The following is a 17,831-nucleotide window of genomic DNA, read 5'->3' as shown; positions in this document are numbered from 1 at the left end:
CTAATGGCACGGCGCTACGACTGCGGGGACGCCACCGACCGCAAGACCGGCCTGCGCGAGGCCGCGTCCGCGGTCCGTCGCGGCGAACTGGTCGTGCTGCCCACCGACACCGTCTACGGGATCGGTGCGGACGCCTTCAGCGCCGAGGCGGTCGGCGATCTGCTGGAAGCCAAGGGCCGGGGCCGCAATATGCCCACCCCCGTCCTCGTCGGCTCCCCGAACACCCTGCACGGTCTGGTCACCGACTTCTCCGAGCAGGCGTGGGAGCTGGTCGACGCCTTCTGGCCCGGCGCGCTCACCCTGGTCGCCCGGCACCAGCCGTCGCTCACCTGGGACCTGGGGGAGACCCGTGGCACCGTCGCGATCCGGATGCCGCTGCACCCGGTCGCCATCGAACTGCTCAACGACTTCGGCCCGATGGCGGTCTCCAGCGCCAACCTCACCGGACATCCGTCCCCGCAGGACTGCGACGCCGCGCAGGAGATGCTCGGCGACTCCGTCTCGGTCTACCTCGACGGCGGGTCCACCCCCGCCGCCGTCCCGTCCTCCATCGTCGACGTCACCGGCAAGGTGCCGGTGCTGCTCCGCGCGGGCGCGCTCACCGCGGAGCAGCTCCGCGAGGTCGTCCCCGACCTCGAGGTGGCCAGTTGACAGCCCCTGAGACGGGGCGTGGCATAGCGGAACACCGGGCGAAGCACGCCGAGACCTCCTTCCGCATCCTCCACGTCAGCACCGGCAACGTCTGCCGCTCGCCGATCACCGAGCGGCTGACCCGGCATGCCCTCTCCCACCGCCTCGGCACCGCCCGCACCAGCGGACTGATCGTGGAGAGCGCGGGCACCTGGGGGCACGAGGGCGCGCCCATGGAGGCGCACGCCGCGACCGTCCTGACCGACTTCGGCGCCGACCCGGCGGGCTTCCTCGGCCGCGAACTGCTCGACGAGCACGTCATCCGGGCCGATCTGGTGCTCACCGCGACCCGTGACCACCGCGCCCAGGTCATCTCGATGGGGCACTCGGCGGGTCTGCGCACCTTCACCCTCAAGGAGTTCACCCGGCTGGTACGGGCCATAGACCCCGCCACCCTCCCCGACCCGGAGGAGGCGGGCGGGGTGGTCGAGCGCGCCCGTGCGCTGGTGCAGGCGGCGGCCGCGCTGCGCGGCTGGCTGCTGGCCCCCACCGAGGAGGCGGACGAGGTGCACGACCCCTACGGCGCGCCCATCACCTTCTTCCGTTCCATCGGCGACGAGATCCACCAGGCGCTGGACCCGGTCGTCACGGCCCTGACGGGGGTCCCCGCCCCGGCCTGAGGACCGCCGGGGCCGCGGTGGCCGCGTCGGCCGTACGGCGCGCACCAACGGCCCGCCCGGCCTACATTTGGGGGTGACGCCCGAACCCTCCCAAGGCTGTGAGCAGCGATGGCCGTCACCCCCGCCGGGCCCCGGGGCGGCACCTCCGCCGATCCCCCCGCTGCCCTGGGCCGTACGCCCTGGGGACCCGACTTCGGGGCGCTCGCCCGCCAGGACCCCGAGCTGGCGGGGATCATCATGAGCGAGATGGACCGCGTCTCCAGCGGGCTCCAGCTGATCGCCGCGGAGAACTTCACCTCGCCCGCCGTGCTCGCCGCCCTGGCCTCGCCGCTGGCCAACAAGTACGCCGAGGGCTACCCCGGAGCCCGCCACCACGGCGGCTGCGAACTGGTGGACATCGCCGAGCGGGTCGCCCAGGACCGCGCGAAGGCCCTGTTCGGCGCCGAGCACGCCAATGTGCAGCCGCATTCGGGCTCCTCGGCGGTGCTGGCCGCGTACGCCGCGCTGCTGCGGCCCGGCGACACCGTGCTGGCCATGGCGCTGTCGCACGGTGGCCATCTCACCCACGGTTCGCCGGCGAACTTCTCCGGCCGCTGGTTCGACTTCATCGGCTACGGCGTGGACCCGGCCACCGGGCTCATCGACTACGACCAACTCCGCGGGCTGGCTCGGGCGCACCGGCCGAAGGCCATCGTGTGCGGCTCGATCGCCTATCCCCGCCACCCCGACTACGCCGCCTTCCGGGCGGTGGCGGACGACGTCGGGGCGTATCTCATCGCCGACGCCGCACACCCCATCGGGCTGGTCGCGGGCAAGGCGGCGCCAAGTCCGGTGCCGTACGCGGACGTGGTGTGCGCAACGACACACAAGGTGCTGCGCGGACCGCGCGGCGGGATGCTGCTGTGCGGGGCGGACCTGGCTGAGCGGATCGACCGGGCGGTGTTCCCGTTCACCCAGGGCGGCGCCCAGATGAACACGGTGGCGGCCAAGGCGGTGGCGTTCGGAGAGGCCGCGGCGCCCGCCTTCACCGCCTATGCGCAGCGGGTGGTGGCCAACGCCCGGGTGTTGGCCGACGCGCTGGTCGCGGAGGGTCTCGCGGTCACCACCGGCGGTACCGACACCCACCTGATCACCGCGGATCCGGCCCCGCTGGGTCTGGAGGGACGCGCCGCACGGGCCCGCTGCGCCGCCTCCGGGATCGTGCTGGACACCTGTGCGCTGGCGTCCGCGACGGAGCCCGGAGGGTGCGTCAAGGGGCTGCGGCTGGGCACCGCGGCGGTGACCACGCAGGGGATGGGAACACCTGAGATGGAACGCATTGCCGCGCTGATCGGAACCGCGTTGCGGGACGAGGGCGTCATACGGGAGAAGGTGGCGGAACTGGCCGGTAGATTTCCGCCCTATCCGGACGCGGGCCGACTCGTGCAACCATCCGAAGGTGTAGGACGTCTGTAAGTACGTTCACCGGCAGTGGTCCGACACGCATAGGGTGTGTGGCTGTGATGGCCAGCGATACCTCTGGGGCAGCCTGTGCGTGAATACCTGCTCACTCTGTGCATCACGGCCGCGGTCACGTATCTGCTGACCGGGCCGGTGCGGAAGTTCGCCATCGCGGCTGGCGCGATGCCGGAGATCCGGGCCCGTGATGTGCACCGCGAGCCCACGCCGCGGCTCGGTGGCATTGCCATGTTCGGCGGGCTGTGCGCGGGGCTGCTGGTCGCCGCCCATCTCACCAACCTCAAGGACGTCTTCGAGCTCTCCAACGAGCCGCGGGCACTGCTGTCCGGCGCCGGACTGATCTGGCTGCTCGGTGTGCTGGACGACAAGTGGGGCGTGGACGCGCTGATCAAGCTGGGCGGCCAGATGATCGCCGCGGGTGTGATGGTGCTCCAGGGTCTGACCATCCTGTGGCTTCCGGTGCCCGGTGTGGGGCCGGTCTCGCTGACGCCCTGGCAGGGCACCTTGCTGACGGTGGCGCTGGTCGTCATCACCATCAACGCGGTCAACTTCGTTGACGGGCTGGACGGTTTGGCCTCCGGCATGGTGTGCATCGCCGCCGCCGCGTTCTTCATGTACGCGTACCGCATCTGGTACGGCTACGGCCTGGAGGCCGCCGCCCCCGCGACGCTGTTCGCGGCCATCCTCATGGGCATGTGCGTGGGCTTCCTGCCGCACAACATCCACCCTGCGCGGATCTTCATGGGCGACTCCGGCTCGATGCTGATCGGCCTGGTGCTGGCGGCGGGTGCCATCTCCATCACCGGCCAGGTGGACCCGGACGCGATGAAGCTGTTCGCCGGGTCGGAGACCGCCGCGGTGCACGCCACCGTGCCCGTCTACATTCCGCTGCTGCTGCCGCTGACCGTCATCGCGGTGCCCTTCGCCGACCTGGTGCTGGCCATCGTGCGGCGCACCTGGCGGGGCCAGTCGCCGTTCGCGGCCGACCGCGGCCATCTGCACCACCGGCTGCTGGAGATCGGACACTCGCACAGCCGGGCCGTGTTGATCATGTACTTCTGGTCGGCGCTGATCGCCTTCGGCGCGGTGGCGTACTCGGTGAACAGCGTCGGTATGTGGTTCGTGCTGGCGATCACGGCGCTGAGCGGGGTCGGCCTGGTGCTGTTGCTGCTGCCGCGGTTCACCCCGCGGGTGCCGAGCTGGGCCGAGGGCTTCGTACCGCCGCGCTACCGACGTGGCCACCGGGGTGCGCGGGCGGAGGCCGTGGCCGATGCCGGAGCCGACGACGCCGGAACCACGGAGCCGGTGGCGGAGGAGTCCGCGTCGCGGCCGATGCCGGCCGGGATCAACGGCGCCACCGCGATCGGCGACCGTTCCCGGTTCACCCACCGCAAGAAGATCGGCACTCCGCGGTGAGCGCTCTGGTGAACTCCCCAGTGATCTCTGGGTGATCTCCGTTCCGGAGTGCTGATCTCCGCAATGGGGAACGTCATGGCGTCAGCGCGATGTCGAGTCCATAACTCCTGTGTGTGACGGGCAGCACACCTGGCAGGTAAAGACCTCATCAAATAGTTTGTGATACCGTTCACTAAACCCGGTGCCAGAGCCGAGGGACCGTAGTGCGACGGTCCTTCGTCGCGAGGTCTCCCTCATCCCCCGGGATACGCTCGTTCACGACGAAACGCTGCTTCCGACTCTTGCCGGAGAACCCTTCATGCAGTCCAACGACGCCCGAACGCTTCTGAGTTGCGCCGTGCCCACGGCTGTTGCCGGGGTGGTCGCTGTCGCTGTCAGTGCTGCGGTCGCCGGTGGAAAGGGCGCGCTCGGGGCCGCCTTCGGGGCGTTCCTGGGTGCCGCGGTGATGGCCACCGGCCTCATCGTGCTGGAGCGCACCGCCAAGTACCTTCCGCAGTTGTTCCAGATGATGGGACTGGTTCTCTACATGACCCAGTTCCTGCTGGTCGCGGTGTTGCTCGCGGTGTTCAGGGACACCACCCTGTTCTCCACCAAGGCCTTCGGCCTCGCACTGCTCGCCGCGGTTCTGGTGTGGATTGCCGCACAGGCCCGCGCCCATATGAAGGCCAAGATCCTTTACGTGCAGCCCGAAGCCGAGGACGAACGCAAGCCCGAGGGGGCGAAGAAGTCCGCTCCCGCCGGGTCCACATCGTGATCGGTAGGGCCGGTATAAAGGCACATCCGCTCACCTGCTATCGTCCGGTGCCATCTGAGGCACAGCGGGCGCAGGTAGCCGAATCCCCGTATTCCGCGGGACGGAATCGGCGGCCCATGCAGCTGATGCCCGACCCAGCCTTCGGCCCCCCGCCGATCAGCCGCCCCCACATCCGTAAGACCAGTCCAGTGCCGTTCCGTGGCCGTGCGCCGCGCCGACACAACGAGGTTGCCGTACCCATGCGCCACGCTGAAGGAGCTCAAGGTGAGTTCTGACCAGACGCTCGCCTTCGAGACGAACTGCCACATCTTCGATGGGTGCGGCTTCCCGGCACCCGGACTCCATTCGTTCAAGTTCGAGCCGCTCTTCACGGTGGGCGGTTTCGAGTTCAACAAGCCGATGCTGCTGGCCCTGCTGGGCACCGGCGTTGTCATCTGGTTCTTCTGGGCGGCCTTCGGCCGCGCCAAGGTGGTCCCGGGCAAGCTCCAGATGGTCGGCGAGGCGGGTTACGACTTCGTACGCCGCGGGCTCGTCTACGAGGCCCTGGGGAAGAAGGAGGGCGAGAAGTACGTCCCCTTCATGGTCTCCCTGTTCTTCTTCGTCTGGATCATGAACCTCTGGTCGATCATTCCGGTCGCCCAGTTCCCGGTGACGTCGATCATCGCCTTCCCGGCCGGTCTCGCCGCGATCGTCTACATCATGTGGATGTACCTGACGTTCAAGAAGCACGGGTTCGTCGGCGGCTGGAAGAACATCACCGGCTACGACAAGTCGCTGGGCGGGATCCTGCCCATGATCGTCGTGATCGAGTTCTTCTCGAACGTGATCATCCGGCCCTTCACCCACGCGGTCCGGCTCTTCGCCAACATGTTCGCGGGTCACCTGCTGCTGCTGATGTTCACCATCGGCAGCTGGTACCTGCTGAACGGCATCGGGATCGCCTACGCGGGTGCGTCGTTCATCATGACGATCCTGCTGACCGCGTTCGAGCTCTTCATCCAGGCCGTCCAGGCGTACGTCTTCGTGCTCTTGGCCTGCAACTACGTTCAGGGCGCGCTCGCCGAGCACCACTGAGCTGCCCGCCTCCCTGTCAAAGAGACGTCCGGTGGCCAACCCCCACCGGTCCATGAAAGAGAAGGAAGAACCGGCATGTCCGCTCTCCAGACCCTCGCCGCCGACGGCGTCACCGGCAACCTCGGTTCGATCGGTTACGGTCTCGCCGCCATCGGCCCCGGCGTCGGCGTCGGCATCATCTTCGGTAACGGCACCCAGGCCCTGGCCCGCCAGCCCGAGGCGGCCGGTCTGATCCGCGCCAACCAGATCATGGGCTTCGCGTTCTGTGAGGCGCTCGCGCTGATCGGTATCGTCATGGGCTTCCTCTTCAAGTCCTGACGCACCGCGTTGACCACCACTGACGGAAGGCACTGAGATGCACGCCCTGGTACAGGTGGCGGCTGAGGAGGAGAACCCCCTCATCCCGCCGATCCCGGAGCTGGTCATCGGCCTGATCGCCTTCGCCATCGTCTTCGTGTTCCTCGCGAAGAAGCTGCTCCCGAACATCAACCGTGTTCTGGATGAGCGTCGCGAGGCCATCGAGGGCGGGATGGAGAAGGCCGAGGCCCTTCAGGCCGAGGCCCAGCAGGTCCTCGAGGACTACCGCGCCCAGCTCGCGGACGCCCGTCACGAGGCCGCGCGCCTGCGCCAGGAGGCGCAGGAGCAGGGCGCCGCGCTCATCGCCGAGATGCGCGCGGAGGGCCAGCGGCAGCGTGAGGAGCTCATCGCCGCCGGTCACGCCCAGATCGAGGCCGACCGCAAGCAGGCCGCCCAGGCACTGCGCCAGGACGTGGGCAAGCTTGCCACCGACCTGGCCGGCAAGATCGTCGGCGAGTCCGTCGAGGACGTGGCCCGGCAGAGCCGCACCATCGACCGGTTCCTCGACGAGCTCGAGGCCAAGGCCGCGGACGGCTCGAAGGCCGAGGCCGGCCGATGAACGGAGCGAGCAGGGAGGCACTGGCAGCCGCGCGCGAGCGCTTCGACGCCTTGACGGACAACACCTCCGTCGACGCCACGAAGCTCGCCGATGAGCTGGCCGCCGTCACCGCGCTGCTCGACCGCGAGGTCTCACTGCGTCGGGTCCTCACCGACCCGGCGCAGCCCGGCGAGGCCAAGGCCGAGCTGGCCGGACGCCTGCTGAGCGGGCAGGTCGGCGGCGAGACCGTCGACCTGGTGTCCGGGATGGTCCGTAGCCGCTGGTCGCGTTCGCGCGATCTGGCGGACGCGGTCGAGGAGCTGGCGGCCGCCGCCGACCTCGTGGCGGCCCAGCGGGCCGGCACTCTCGACGACGTCGAGGACGAGCTGTTCCGGTTCAGCCGGATCGTCTCCTCCTCGCCGGAGCTGCGCAGCGCGCTGTCCGACCGGAACGCGAGCACCACGGCCAAGGCCGACCTGGTGCGCCGGCTGCTCGGCGGCCGGGCGGACCGGGTGACCGAGCGCCTTGTGCTGCGTCTGGTCACCCACCCGCGCGGACGTAGCCTGGAAGCGGGTCTCGACGAGCTGACCAAGCTGGCCGCGGCACGCCGCGACCGTACGGTCGCTGTCGTGACCTCGGCGGTACCGCTCAGCGATCAGCAGAAGCAGCGCCTCGGCGCGGCTCTGGCCCAGCTGTACGGCCGCCAGGTCCACCTCAACCTCGACGTGGACCCGGAGGTCCTCGGCGGGATCGCCGTGCGCATCGGCGACGAGGTCATCAACGGGACCATCGCGGAACGTCTCGACGAGGCGGCCCGCCGGATGGCCGGCTGACACAGCCACCAACTCAACAAGCATGTAAGCGGCCCGAGTTGGGCCGTAGTCAGATACTTCGGGCCCAACAAGGAGAGCAGGGAACCCAGATGGCGGAGCTCACGATCCGGCCGGAGGAGATCCGGGACGCGCTGGAGAACTTTGTCCAGGCGTACAAGCCGGACGCGGCCTCGCGCGAGGAGGTCGGTACGGTCAGCGTTGCCGGCGACGGCATCGCGAAGGTCGAGGGACTTCCCTCGGCCATGGCGAACGAACTGCTGAAGTTCGAGGACGGCACGCTCGGCCTCGCCCTCAACCTCGAGGAGCGCGAGATCGGCGCGGTTGTCCTCGGTGAGTTCAGTGGGATCGAGGAGGGCCAGCAGGTGCAGCGCACCGGCGAGGTCCTTTCGGTCGCCGTCGGCGAGGGCTACCTCGGCCGCGTCGTCGACCCGCTGGGTGCCCCGATCGACGGCCTCGGCGAGATCGAGACCGAGGGCCGCCGCGCCCTCGAGTTGCAGGCCCCCACGGTCATGGACCGCAAGTCGGTGCACGAGCCGATGGAGACCGGCTACAAGGCCGTCGACGCGATGACCCCGATCGGCCGTGGCCAGCGTCAGCTGATCATCGGCGACCGCCAGACCGGCAAGACCGCGCTGTGCGTCGACACGATCATCAACCAGCGCGACAACTGGCGCTCGGGCGACCCGAAGAAGCAGGTCCGCTGCATCTACGTCGCCATCGGCCAGAAGGGCTCCACCATCGCGGGCGTGCGCGCCGCGCTGGAGGAGGCGGGCGCGCTGGAGTACACCACCATCGTCGCCGCCCCGGCGTCCGACCCGGCGGGCTTCAAGTACCTGGCCCCCTACACCGGCTCGGCCATCGGTCAGCACTGGATGTACCAGGGCAAGCACGTCCTGATCGTCTTCGACGACCTGTCCAAGCAGGCCGACGCCTACCGCGCCGTCTCCCTGCTGCTGCGCCGTCCGCCGGGCCGTGAGGCGTACCCGGGTGACGTCTTCTACCTGCACTCCCGGCTGCTGGAGCGCTGCGCCAAGCTCTCCGACGAGATGGGCGCCGGTTCGATGACCGGTCTGCCGATCGTCGAGACCAAGGCCAACGACGTGTCGGCGTTCATTCCGACCAACGTCATCTCCATCACCGACGGCCAGTGCTTCCTGGAGTCGGACCTGTTCAACGCCAACCAGCGCCCCGCGCTGAACGTGGGTATCTCGGTCTCCCGAGTCGGTGGCTCCGCGCAGCACAAGGCGATGCGCCAGGTCTCCGGCCGACTGCGGGTGGACCTCGCCCAGTACCGCGAGCTCGAGGCGTTCGCCGCCTTCGGCTCCGACCTGGACGCGGCCTCCAAGGCGTCGCTGGAGCGCGGTGCGCGCATGGTCGAGCTGCTGAAGCAGACGCAGTACGCCCCGTACTCCACCGAGGACCAGGTCGTCTCCATCTGGGCCGGTACCAACGGCAAGATGGACGACGTTCCGGTCGAGGACGTCCGCCGCTTCGAGCGTGAGCTGCTGGACTACCTGCACCGTGAGCACAAGGGCCTGCTGACCTCCATCGTCGAGGGCGGCAAGATGTCCGACGACACCATCGCCTCGCTCGCCGAGTCGGTGGACAGCTTCAAGCGGCAGTTCGAGACCTCGGACGGCAAGCTGCTGGGCGAGGGCTGAGCATGGGTGCCCAGCTCCGGGTCTACAAGAGGCGGATCAAGTCCGTCTCCGCGACCAAGAAGATCACCAAGGCGATGGAGATGATCGCCGCCTCGCGCGTCGTCAAGGCGCAGCGCCGGGTGGCCGCTTCGACTCCGTACGCCACCGAGCTCACCCGGGCGGTGACCGCGGTCGCCACCGGCTCCAACACCCAGCACCCGCTGACGACGGAGACCGACAACCCGGCGCGGGCCGCCGTGCTGCTCGTCACGAGCGACCGGGGTCTGGCCGGCGGTTACTCCTCCAACGTCATCAAGGCGGCCGAGCAGCTCACCGAGCGGCTCACCGCGCAGGGCAAGGAGGTCGACACCTACATCGTCGGCCGCAAGGGCGTGGCCTACTACGGCTTCCGTGAGCGCAAGATCACGGAGTCGTGGACCGGCTTCACCGACAACCCGACCTACGCGGACGCCAAGAAGATCGCGGGTCCGCTGATCGAGGCCGTACTCCAGCAGACGGCCGAGGGCGGGGTGGACGAGCTCCACATCGTGTACACCGAGTTCGTGTCGATGCTGACGCAGTCGCCGGTCGACAGCCGGCTGCTGCCGCTCAGCCTCGAGGACACGGCGGAGGAGCAGGCCAAGAAGGGCGAGATCCTCCCGCTGTTCGACTTCGAGCCGTCGGCAGAGGACGTCCTCGACGCACTGCTGCCGCGGTACGTCGAGTCGCGCATCTACAATGCCCTCCTCCAGGCCGCCGCCTCCAAGCACGCGGCCACCCGGCGGGCGATGAAGTCGGCGACCGACAATGCCGAAGAACTGATCAAGTCGCTCACGCGGCTTGCCAACGCGGCCCGCCAGGCCGACATCACCCAGGAAATCAGCGAGATCGTCGGTGGCGCGAGCGCTCTGGCCGACGCCTCTGCGGGGAGTGACTGACAACTATGACCACCACTGTTGAGACGGCCCCCGTGACTGGCGGGGCCACCGGCCGCGTCGCGCGGGTCATCGGCCCGGTCGTCGACGTGGAGTTCCCCGTCGACGCGATGCCGGACATCTACAACGCACTGACCGTCGAGGTCGCCGACCCCTCCGCCGAGGGTGCGATCAAGGTCCTGACCCTCGAGGTTGCCCAGCACCTCGGTGAGGGCGTGGTCCGCGCGATCTCCATGGAGCCCACCGACGGTCTGGTCCGCCAGGCCGCGGTGACCGACACCGGCGACGGCATCACGGTGCCGGTCGGCGATGTCACCAAGGGCCGGGTGTTCAACACCCTCGGCAAGATCCTCAACGAGCCCGAGGCCGAGTCCGAGGTCACCGAGCGCTGGTCCATCCACCGCAAGGCCCCGGCCTTCGACCAGCTCGAGTCCAAGACCGAGATGTTCGAGACCGGTCTGAAGGTCGTCGACCTGCTGACCCCGTACGTCAAGGGCGGCAAGATCGGTCTGTTCGGCGGCGCGGGCGTCGGCAAGACCGTCCTCATCCAGGAAATGATCATGCGTGTGGCCAAGCTGCACGAGGGCGTTTCCGTGTTCGCCGGTGTCGGTGAGCGCACCCGTGAGGGCAACGACCTGATCGAGGAGATGGCCGAGTCCGGCGTTCTCCCGCAGACCGCGCTGGTCTTCGGCCAGATGGACGAGCCCCCGGGCACCCGTCTGCGGGTCGCCCTGGCCGGTCTGACCATGGCGGAGTACTTCCGCGATGTGCAGAAGCAGGACGTGCTGTTCTTCATCGACAACATCTTCCGCTTCACCCAGGCCGGTTCCGAGGTCTCGACCCTGCTCGGCCGGATGCCCTCCGCGGTGGGCTACCAGCCGAACCTGGCCGACGAGATGGGCATCCTCCAGGAGCGCATCACCTCGACCCGTGGTCACTCGATCACCTCGATGCAGGCGATCTACGTCCCCGCGGACGACCTGACCGACCCGGCTCCGGCGACCACCTTCGCGCACCTCGACGCGACGACGGTGCTCTCCCGGCCGATCTCGGAGAAGGGCATCTACCCGGCGGTGGACCCGCTGGACTCGACGTCCCGGATCCTGGACCCGCGCTACATCTCGCAGGACCACTACGACTGCGCCTCGCGCGTGAAGTCGATCCTCCAGAAGTACAAGGACCTCCAGGACATCATCAACATCCTGGGTATCGACGAGCTCGGCGAGGAGGACAAGCTCACCGTCTTCCGCGCCCGTCGTATCGAGCGCTTCCTGTCGCAGAACACCCACGCGGCGAAGCAGTTCACCGGTCTCGACGGATCGGACGTCCCGCTGGACGAGTCCATCGCGGCGTTCAACGCGATCGCCGACGGTGAGTTCGACCACTTCCCGGAGCAGGCGTTCTTCATGTGCGGTGGCCTGGACGACCTCAAGGCGAAGGCCAAGGAGCTGGGCGTCTCCTGAGCCCCGTAGCTCTGGGAGAGGGGTGGGCCCGGTCCCGCCCCTCTCCGAACGCCCGTTATTCTGTGACGAAGCCCTGTCGTACCCGGCAGGTAGACCCGAGGAGCCACGTTGGCTGCTGAGCTGCATGTCGAGCTGGTCGCGGCGGACCGGAGTGTCTGGTCCGGCACGGCCTCCTTGGTCATCGCGCGCACCACATCGGGTGACATCGGCGTGATGCCCGGCCACCAGCCGCTGCTCGGTGTCCTGGAGTCCGGCCCGGTGACCATCCGTACGAGCGATGGCGGAACGGTCGTCGCCGCGGTGCACGGCGGGTTCATCTCGTTCGCTGACGACAAGCTCTCGCTGCTGGCCGAGATTGCGGAGCTGTCCGACGAGATCGATGTCAAGCGCGCGGAGCGGGCGTTGGACCGTGCCAAGTCGGAGGCGGACGCCGCCGCCGAGCGGCGCGCCGATGTCCGACTGCGCGCGGTGGCAGGAGTGCACTGAGCCTGTCACGTACGGTCGAGAACCTCAGCCGCGGACCTCGCTGGAATACTCCTTCAGCGGTCCGCGGCTGTGGTAATGCAGGTGCGGTTTTCCGGATGACGCGAGGAGGTCGGTGAAGATGTCCCTCGCTCTGCTTGTGAGCGGCGTGGTCGTCGCGCTGGTGGTGGTGGGACTCTTCGTCTTCGGTCTGCGGCGACGGCTGATCCAGCGCTCCGGCGGCACCTTCGACTGCTCGCTGCGCTGGAGCGCCGATGGAGGCGACGGCCGGTCCGAGCCCAGCGGCAAGGGGTGGGTGTACGGGGTCGCCCGCTACAACGGCGACCGTGTCGAGTGGTTCCGGGTCTTCTCGTACGCGTTCCGGCCCCGTCGGGTGCTGGAGCGCGACGCCATCGAGGTGCTGGAGCGGCGTACGCCCAAGGGCGAGGAGGAGCTCGCCCTGCTCTCCGACGCGCTGGTGCTCACCTGTCTGCACAACGGCACCCGGCTGGAGCTGGCGATGAGCGAGGACGCCCTGACCGGCTTTCTGGCCTGGCTGGAAGCGGCCCCGCCCGGCCGGCGGGTCAACGTGGCCTGAGGCCCCTCAAGGCCCCGCCACGCCCAGCTCCTGGGCCAGTACCGCGGCCTGTACCCGGCTGCGCAGGTCCAGTTTGGCCAGCACCCTGCTGACATGGGTCTTCACCGTGGCCTCCGCCATGGTCAGCCGCACCGCGATCTGCGCGTTCGACAGCCCCTGCCCCATACAGCCCAGCACCTCCCGCTCGCGCGGGGTGAGCGCGGTGAGCACCGACGGATCGGCGCCACTGGACGAGGTGGCCGCCGCGGCCCCGGTCCGGCCGAATTCGGCGATCAGACGGCGGGTCACCGCCGGGGCGATCAGCCCCTCACCGCGGGCCACCGTACGGACCGCCTCGATCAGCGTGGCCGCGTCACTGTCCTTGAGCAGAAAACCGGCGGCGCCCGCGCGCAGCGCCCCGAAGACATACGCGTCGAGGTCGAAGGTGGTCAGCACCAGGACGTCGGCGAGCTGTTCGGAGACCACCTCGCGGGTGGCCGACACCCCGTCCAGACGCGGCATCTGCACATCCATCAGCACCAGATCGGGGCGGAGCGCACGGGCCATGTCCACCGCCTGGCGGCCGTCGGTGGCCTCGCCGACCACCTCGATATCGGGCGCCGACCGCAGGATGAGGACAAGCCCGGAGCGCACCGCGGCCTGGTCCTCGGCGACAAGCACACGGATCGTCCGCGGCGGGGTGGCTGGCTGGGTCACTGCGGCTCCCGGTCGATGGGGGGTTGGGGGGTGTTCCCGGTGGGGTCGGTGTTCTCGGGCTTGAGCGGCAGGGTGGCCCGGACCCGCCAGACCGTGCCCGGGGGGCCGTCGGCCGGTCCGGCCTCCAGGGTGCCGCCGAGCAGGGAGACCCGCTCCCGCATCCCGATCAGCCCGCTGCCGGAGCCCGGTGCCCGGGGCGCCGGGCGGTCCTCGCCGCAGGGACTGGTGACGCCGACCTCCAGCGGCCCGTCCGGGAGACGGGCCAGGGTCACATCCACCCGGCCGGGCCCGGCGTGCTTGAGCGCGTTGGTCAGGGACTCCTGGACGATGCGGTACGCGGCCAGCTCGACCGGCGCGGGCAGCGGGGCGGCGCCCTGGGGGCGCTCGTCGCACAGCAGGAACTCCTGGCCGCCGGAGCCCGCCGCGGCGGTGGTACGGGCCTGCTCCAGCAGGGCGTCCAGGGCGTCGAGGGTGGGCGCGGGGCCCGGTGCGGCCTCGTCCTCGGCGTCGCGCAGCAGGCCGATCAGCCGCCGCATCTCGGCGAGGCCGCGCACGCTGTTCTCCCGGATGACGCCGAGGGCCTGTTCGGTGGCGGCGGTGTCCTTCAGGGAGAGCGCGGCGGTGGAGTGGATGGCGATGGCCGACAGGTGGTTGGCCACCATGTCGTGGAGTTCCCGGGCCATCCGGGCGCGTTCGGCGGTGACCGCCTCCCGGCGGTCCAGCTCGGCCAGGAGCGCGGTCTGTTCGGCGCGCAGCCGTTCGGCGGCGGCGGCTTCCCGGTGCTCGCGGATGGCCCAGCCGGTCCAGGCGGGGGTCAGCAGCACCAGCCCGACGGCGATCCCGATGAGCAGGGACACGGAGGTGCGGTAGACCGCGATCGGCACGACCGTGGCCGCGACGGTGAGCCAGACCGTGCCCAGCGGGATCTTGCGGGCCATGGTGGGGGTTCCGTAGACCACGGCCGCGTAGAGCACATCGGTGAACATCGCGAGGGTGGCGATCAGCGAGCCCAGCAGCTGGTCGCCGACGAGGGCGGGTACGGCCAGGCACAGCGCGACCACGGGCGCGGTTCTGCGCAGCAGTTCGGCCGCGGCCATCACCACCAGCGGGAGGAGCGTCAGGGCCTCCGGATCCCGGGGGAAGTCCTCCCCGCTGACCAGGCCGAGGGACCACATGATCACTCCGCCGACCAGACCGGAGAGGCTGATCAGCACATCGTCGCGGTGCGGACGCTGGAGCAGACGCGGACGGGACGGCATGTGCCCCATCCCATCACGCGGGGCGGGGCCCGCTCCTCCGCTCGAGGGCGGGCTCCGGCGGACCTCGGATACATCGAAGGATGCAGTCGGCTTTCATCGCCTCCGACGACGCGGCGGCCCGGATCGCACGGGAGCGTTGAGGCGGAGAGCGAGAGGAGCCCATCCGTGATTGTCGCGCTGATCATCGCCTGTGAGGTCGGTTTCTGGGTACTGCTGGCCGTCGGGCTGGGCCTGCGGTACCTGGCGAAGATGCCGAAGGCGAGCGTCGCGGTGCTGTTGTGCGAGCCGCTGTTGGAGCTGGTGCTGTTCGTGACCACCGCGATCGATCTCAAGAACGGTGCCGAACCGGACTGGAAGCACGGGCTCGCCGCCGTCTACATCGGCTTCTCGGTGGCGCTGGGCCATCAGACGATCACGTGGGTGGACGCCCGGGTGGCACATCGCTTCTTCGGCGGTCCGCCGCCGGTCAAGCCGCCGAAGTACGGGATGGCGCGGGCGGCGCACGAGTGGCGGACCGCGCTGCGCTGGGTGCTGGCGGCGGTGATCGCGATCGTGCTGTTGCAGGGGGCGATCTGGTACGTCGGGGACGACGGGGAGATCGGCCCGCTGCGGCAGTGGCAGACGACGATGCTGTTCGCCATCGGCATCAACGTGGTCATCGCCCTGAGCTACACGCTGTGGCCGAAGCGGGAGCCCGAGCGGGCCCGGTCCTCGCCGCTGGGTTGAGGACGTACGCGTAACGGGGTCGGGCCCGGGGGGTACCCGGCCCCGTACGCACGCGAGGTGCGGGGGCGGGTGTCAGCGGTTCTCGCCGGGCACCCACAGCACGTCGCCGAGCTCCTTGTTGGCCGTACGGGCCAGGATGAACAGCAGGTCCGACAGCCGGTTGAGATAGGTGGCGGTGAGCGGGTTCATGGAGTCCGCGTGGGTCTCCAGCGCCGCCCAGGTGGAGCGTTCGGCGCGGCGGACGACCGTGCACGCCTGGTGCAGCAGGGCGGCGCCGGGGGTGCCACCGGGGAGGATGAAGCTGCGCAGCTTCTCCAGCCCCTCCAGGAAGTGGTCGCAGTCCGCCTCCAGCTTGTCGATGTAGCTCTGCTCGACGCGCAGCGGCGGATGTTCCGGGTTCTGCACCACCGGGGTGCACAGGTCCGCGCCCACGTCGAACAGGTCGTTCTGGACGCGGACCAGCACCTCGATGATCTCGGCGGGCAGCCCGCCCAGCGCGATGGCCACCCCGATCGCGGCGTTCGCCTCGTTCGCGTCGGCGTAGGCGGAGATCCGCAGATCGGTCTTGGCGGTGCGGCTCATATCGCCGAGGGCGGTGGTGCCCGAGTCCCCGGTGCGCGTGTAGATGCGGGTGAGATTGACCATGGGTCCGAGCCTACGCGCCGCGGCTACGCTCCGGCCTGCCGGAAGAGCCGGGCGCCGAGCGTCACCGCCACCACCGCGAGACCGGTGGCCACCAGCGAGGCCAGGGCGATCTTGCCGTCCCCGTACTCACCGGCGAAGGCGGCCCGTACCCCGTCCACCAGATAGCGGAACGGCACGCAGTGCGAGACCACATCGAGCCAGCGGGGGCCGAGCGTCATCGGCAGCAGCACACCGGAGAGCAGCATCGCGGGCATGGTGATGGCGTTGATGACGGGGGCGAACTCCTGCGGGGTGGCGACCCGCATGGCCAGCGCGTACGACAGCGAGGCGAGCGAGACGGTGAGCACCCCGACGAAGACGAAGCCGATGGCCACCCCGGCCACCGGGGCGCGCAGCCCCATCACCACGGCGACGGCGACCAGCACCAGGGACTGCACCAGCAGTTGGACGACGTCCTTGAGCACCCGGCCCATGAGCAGCGCCAGTCGGCTGACCGGGGTCACCCGCATCCGCTCGATGATGCCGAGGCGCTTTTCCAGCACCAGGCCGATCCCCGCGAACGAGGCGCTGAACAGGCCGAGTTGGATGAGGATGCCGGGGACGACGATCTGCCAGGAGTCGCCGTCGCCGCCCAGTGGCAGGTCGTTGAGCAGGGGCCCGAAGAAGACCAGGAAGAGCAGCGGCTGGATCAGTCCGAAGACCAGGGCGGGGGTGGAGCGCAGGGTCTGACGGGCGTAGCGGCCGAAGACGAGGGCGGTGTCGGAGAGGACGTGGGGCACGGATTTCCCTTCGGGGAGGGCGGGTTGGCCGGTTCCGGCGGCCGGCCGGTTCTGGCGGCCGGGTGGGACGTCAGGGCTCAGACGGCGAGCGGGGCGGTGTCGCGCGACGGGGTGCCGCGCCCGGTGATGGCGATGAAGGTGTCCTGGAGGGTCGCCTCGGGTGAACCCCCGTACTCGGCCTTGAGCCGCGCCGAGGTGCCCTCGGCGGCGATCCGCCCGTGGTCGACGATGACCAGCCGGTCGGCGAGCGCGTCGGCCTCGTCGAGGTAGTGGGTGGTCAGGAACACCGTCATCCGGTGCTCATCGCGCAGCCGGCGGATCAGGTGCCACAGATCGGCGCGGCTGGCGGGGTCGAGGCCGGTGGTCGGTTCGTCGAGGAAGAGGATCCGGGGCCGGTGGACCAGGCCCAGGGCGATGTCCAGCCGCCGCCGCTGTCCGCCGGAGAGCGCGCCGCAGGGGCGGTCCAGCAGCTCGGCGAGGCCCAGGTCCTCGGCCAGCTCCGCGGCGCGGGCGGCGGCCCGCTGGGCGGTCAGCCGGTACAGCCTGCCCTGGGTGACCAGTTCCTCCCGTACGGAGACGGTCGGGTCGACGCCGCCGGACTGGGCGACGTAGCCGATCCTGCGGCGTACTCCGGCGGGGTCGCGGGCCAGGTCGTGCCCGGCGACGGTGGCGGTGCCGCCGGTGGGCGGGAGCAGGGTGGTGAGCATGCGAAGCGTGGTGGTCTTGCCCGCGCCGTTGGGTCCCAGGAAGCCGAGGATCTCGCCCTCCTCGACGGTCAGATCGATGCCCCGTACGGCCTCGACGGGGCCGCGCTTGGTCCGGAAGGTGCGGGCGAGCCCGCTGGTGATGAGGACTGCCATGCGCAACAGAAAACCAGTGTCGCCCCAA

The 17,831-nt window shown here is 69.9% G+C and carries 20 protein-coding genes; 15 read left to right on the top strand and 5 right to left on the bottom strand.

All coding sequences use genetic code 11. From position 1 onward, the window contains the following. Positions 1-3: 3 nt before the first annotated feature. From AC4BEG_RS10435 to AC4BEG_RS10370, 14 genes are all read left to right on the top strand, one after another. Positions 4-651, top strand: coding sequence for an L-threonylcarbamoyladenylate synthase (locus AC4BEG_RS10435; RefSeq protein WP_490705608.1), 648 nt, complete (start codon positions 4-6; stop codon positions 649-651). Continuing rightward, positions 648-1,310, top strand: a complete 663-nt coding sequence (locus AC4BEG_RS10430) for an arsenate reductase/protein-tyrosine-phosphatase family protein (protein ID WP_490705607.1) — start codon at positions 648-650, stop codon at positions 1,308-1,310. Before AC4BEG_RS10435 ends, AC4BEG_RS10430 begins: the two co-directional genes overlap by 4 nt. A 108-nt stretch (positions 1,311-1,418) precedes the next feature. After that, the gene (glyA, locus tag AC4BEG_RS10425) at positions 1,419-2,765 is read left to right on the top strand and encodes a serine hydroxymethyltransferase (protein ID WP_490705606.1); all 1,347 of its coding nucleotides are present in this window, start codon (positions 1,419-1,421) and stop codon (positions 2,763-2,765) included. 63 nt (positions 2,766-2,828) lie between these two features. Next, on the top strand, positions 2,829-4,184 hold the full coding sequence (locus AC4BEG_RS10420; protein ID WP_490707047.1) for an MraY family glycosyltransferase: 1,356 nt from the start codon (positions 2,829-2,831) through the stop codon (positions 4,182-4,184). A 298-nt stretch (positions 4,185-4,482) separates the two neighbouring features. After that, positions 4,483-4,938, top strand: a complete 456-nt coding sequence (locus tag AC4BEG_RS10415) for a Cg1360 family ATP-synthase-associated protein (protein ID WP_490705605.1) — start codon at positions 4,483-4,485, stop codon at positions 4,936-4,938. Between the two features lie 264 nt (positions 4,939-5,202). Beyond that, positions 5,203-6,012: a F0F1 ATP synthase subunit A gene (atpB, locus tag AC4BEG_RS10410; protein ID WP_201871201.1), complete on the top strand. Its 810-nt coding sequence runs from the start codon at positions 5,203-5,205 to the stop codon at positions 6,010-6,012. Between the two features lie 75 nt (positions 6,013-6,087). Then, positions 6,088-6,330, top strand: a complete 243-nt coding sequence (atpE, locus tag AC4BEG_RS10405; RefSeq protein WP_020868408.1) for an ATP synthase F0 subunit C — start codon at positions 6,088-6,090, stop codon at positions 6,328-6,330. A 37-nt stretch (positions 6,331-6,367) separates the two neighbouring features. Beyond that, positions 6,368-6,928: a F0F1 ATP synthase subunit B gene (locus tag AC4BEG_RS10400; RefSeq protein WP_490705604.1), complete on the top strand. Its 561-nt coding sequence runs from the start codon at positions 6,368-6,370 to the stop codon at positions 6,926-6,928. Next, on the top strand, positions 6,925-7,740 hold the full coding sequence (locus AC4BEG_RS10395; RefSeq protein WP_490705603.1) for a F0F1 ATP synthase subunit delta: 816 nt from the start codon (positions 6,925-6,927) through the stop codon (positions 7,738-7,740). Before AC4BEG_RS10400 ends, AC4BEG_RS10395 begins: the two co-directional genes overlap by 4 nt. Positions 7,741-7,829: 89 nt before the next feature. After that, positions 7,830-9,401: a F0F1 ATP synthase subunit alpha gene (gene atpA / locus AC4BEG_RS10390; protein WP_490705602.1), complete on the top strand. Its 1,572-nt coding sequence runs from the start codon at positions 7,830-7,832 to the stop codon at positions 9,399-9,401. A 2-nt stretch (positions 9,402-9,403) separates the two neighbouring features. Then, positions 9,404-10,318 (top strand): F0F1 ATP synthase subunit gamma, encoded by a 915-nt coding sequence (locus AC4BEG_RS10385; RefSeq protein ID WP_490705601.1) that lies wholly within the window; start codon positions 9,404-9,406, stop codon positions 10,316-10,318. Between the two features lie 5 nt (positions 10,319-10,323). Then, on the top strand, positions 10,324-11,778 hold the full coding sequence (gene atpD, locus AC4BEG_RS10380) for a F0F1 ATP synthase subunit beta (RefSeq protein WP_490705600.1): 1,455 nt from the start codon (positions 10,324-10,326) through the stop codon (positions 11,776-11,778). 108 nt (positions 11,779-11,886) lie between these two features. Then, the gene (locus tag AC4BEG_RS10375; RefSeq protein WP_490705599.1) at positions 11,887-12,264 is read left to right on the top strand and encodes a F0F1 ATP synthase subunit epsilon; all 378 of its coding nucleotides are present in this window, start codon (positions 11,887-11,889) and stop codon (positions 12,262-12,264) included. A 118-nt stretch (positions 12,265-12,382) separates the two neighbouring features. Next, complete coding sequence (locus AC4BEG_RS10370) at positions 12,383-12,838, top strand: DUF2550 domain-containing protein (protein WP_490705598.1); 456 nt, start codon at positions 12,383-12,385, stop codon at positions 12,836-12,838. Between the two features lie 6 nt (positions 12,839-12,844). Here AC4BEG_RS10370 and AC4BEG_RS10365 read toward each other — a convergent pair whose 3' ends face one another. Together AC4BEG_RS10365 and AC4BEG_RS10360 are read right to left on the bottom strand one after the other, a co-directional pair. Continuing rightward, complete coding sequence (locus AC4BEG_RS10365) at positions 12,845-13,534, bottom strand: response regulator (RefSeq protein ID WP_490705597.1); 690 nt, start codon at positions 13,532-13,534, stop codon at positions 12,845-12,847. Further along, on the bottom strand, positions 13,531-14,793 hold the full coding sequence (locus AC4BEG_RS10360) for a sensor histidine kinase (protein WP_490705596.1): 1,263 nt from the start codon (positions 14,791-14,793) through the stop codon (positions 13,531-13,533). Before AC4BEG_RS10360 ends, AC4BEG_RS10365 begins: the two co-directional genes overlap by 4 nt. A gap of 165 nt (positions 14,794-14,958) precedes the next feature. Between AC4BEG_RS10360 and AC4BEG_RS10355 the strand changes: the two genes are divergently transcribed. Next, on the top strand, positions 14,959-15,519 hold the full coding sequence (locus AC4BEG_RS10355; protein ID WP_490705595.1) for a hypothetical protein: 561 nt from the start codon (positions 14,959-14,961) through the stop codon (positions 15,517-15,519). Positions 15,520-15,591: 72 nt separating this feature from the next. Here AC4BEG_RS10355 and AC4BEG_RS10350 read toward each other — a convergent pair whose 3' ends face one another. The 3 genes from AC4BEG_RS10350 to AC4BEG_RS10340 all read right to left on the bottom strand — a co-directional run bounded on the left by AC4BEG_RS10350 (position 15,592) and on the right by AC4BEG_RS10340 (position 17,803). Beyond that, the gene (locus AC4BEG_RS10350; protein WP_490705594.1) at positions 15,592-16,164 is read right to left on the bottom strand and encodes a cob(I)yrinic acid a,c-diamide adenosyltransferase; all 573 of its coding nucleotides are present in this window, start codon (positions 16,162-16,164) and stop codon (positions 15,592-15,594) included. A 23-nt stretch (positions 16,165-16,187) separates the two neighbouring features. Further along, on the bottom strand, positions 16,188-16,943 hold the full coding sequence (locus tag AC4BEG_RS10345; protein WP_490705593.1) for an ABC transporter permease: 756 nt from the start codon (positions 16,941-16,943) through the stop codon (positions 16,188-16,190). A 77-nt stretch (positions 16,944-17,020) separates the two neighbouring features. Beyond that, a complete protein-coding gene (locus tag AC4BEG_RS10340; protein ID WP_490705592.1) occupies positions 17,021-17,803 on the bottom strand; it encodes an ABC transporter ATP-binding protein in 783 nt (260 codons plus the stop codon). Between the last annotated feature and the right edge of the window lie 28 nt (positions 17,804-17,831).

Source organism: Streptomyces sp. JLBJ103 (genome assembly GCF_058215575.1).
The sequence above is the reverse complement of the archived record's forward strand: the minus strand, read 5'-3'. Positions and strand labels throughout refer to the sequence as shown.

Coding starts and splice junctions, on each gene's coding strand:
- AC4BEG_RS10370 (WP_490705598.1), top strand. CDS start 12,383: ATGTCCCTCGCTCTGCTTGTGAGCGGCGTGGTCGTCGCGCTGGTGGTG.
- AC4BEG_RS10435 (WP_490705608.1), top strand. CDS start 4: ATGGCACGGCGCTACGACTGCGGGGACGCCACCGACCGCAAGACCGGC.
- atpE (WP_020868408.1), top strand. CDS start 6,088: ATGTCCGCTCTCCAGACCCTCGCCGCCGACGGCGTCACCGGCAACCTC.
- AC4BEG_RS10415 (WP_490705605.1), top strand. CDS start 4,483: ATGCAGTCCAACGACGCCCGAACGCTTCTGAGTTGCGCCGTGCCCACG.
- AC4BEG_RS10385 (WP_490705601.1), top strand. CDS start 9,404: ATGGGTGCCCAGCTCCGGGTCTACAAGAGGCGGATCAAGTCCGTCTCC.
- AC4BEG_RS10340 (WP_490705592.1), bottom strand. CDS start 17,803: ATGGCAGTCCTCATCACCAGCGGGCTCGCCCGCACCTTCCGGACCAAG.
- AC4BEG_RS10360 (WP_490705596.1), bottom strand. CDS start 14,793: ATGCCGTCCCGTCCGCGTCTGCTCCAGCGTCCGCACCGCGACGATGTG.
- glyA (WP_490705606.1), top strand. CDS start 1,419: ATGGCCGTCACCCCCGCCGGGCCCCGGGGCGGCACCTCCGCCGATCCC.
- atpD (WP_490705600.1), top strand. CDS start 10,324: ATGACCACCACTGTTGAGACGGCCCCCGTGACTGGCGGGGCCACCGGC.
- atpA (WP_490705602.1), top strand. CDS start 7,830: ATGGCGGAGCTCACGATCCGGCCGGAGGAGATCCGGGACGCGCTGGAG.
- AC4BEG_RS10400 (WP_490705604.1), top strand. CDS start 6,368: ATGCACGCCCTGGTACAGGTGGCGGCTGAGGAGGAGAACCCCCTCATC.
- AC4BEG_RS10350 (WP_490705594.1), bottom strand. CDS start 16,164: ATGGTCAATCTCACCCGCATCTACACGCGCACCGGGGACTCGGGCACC.
- AC4BEG_RS10395 (WP_490705603.1), top strand. CDS start 6,925: ATGAACGGAGCGAGCAGGGAGGCACTGGCAGCCGCGCGCGAGCGCTTC.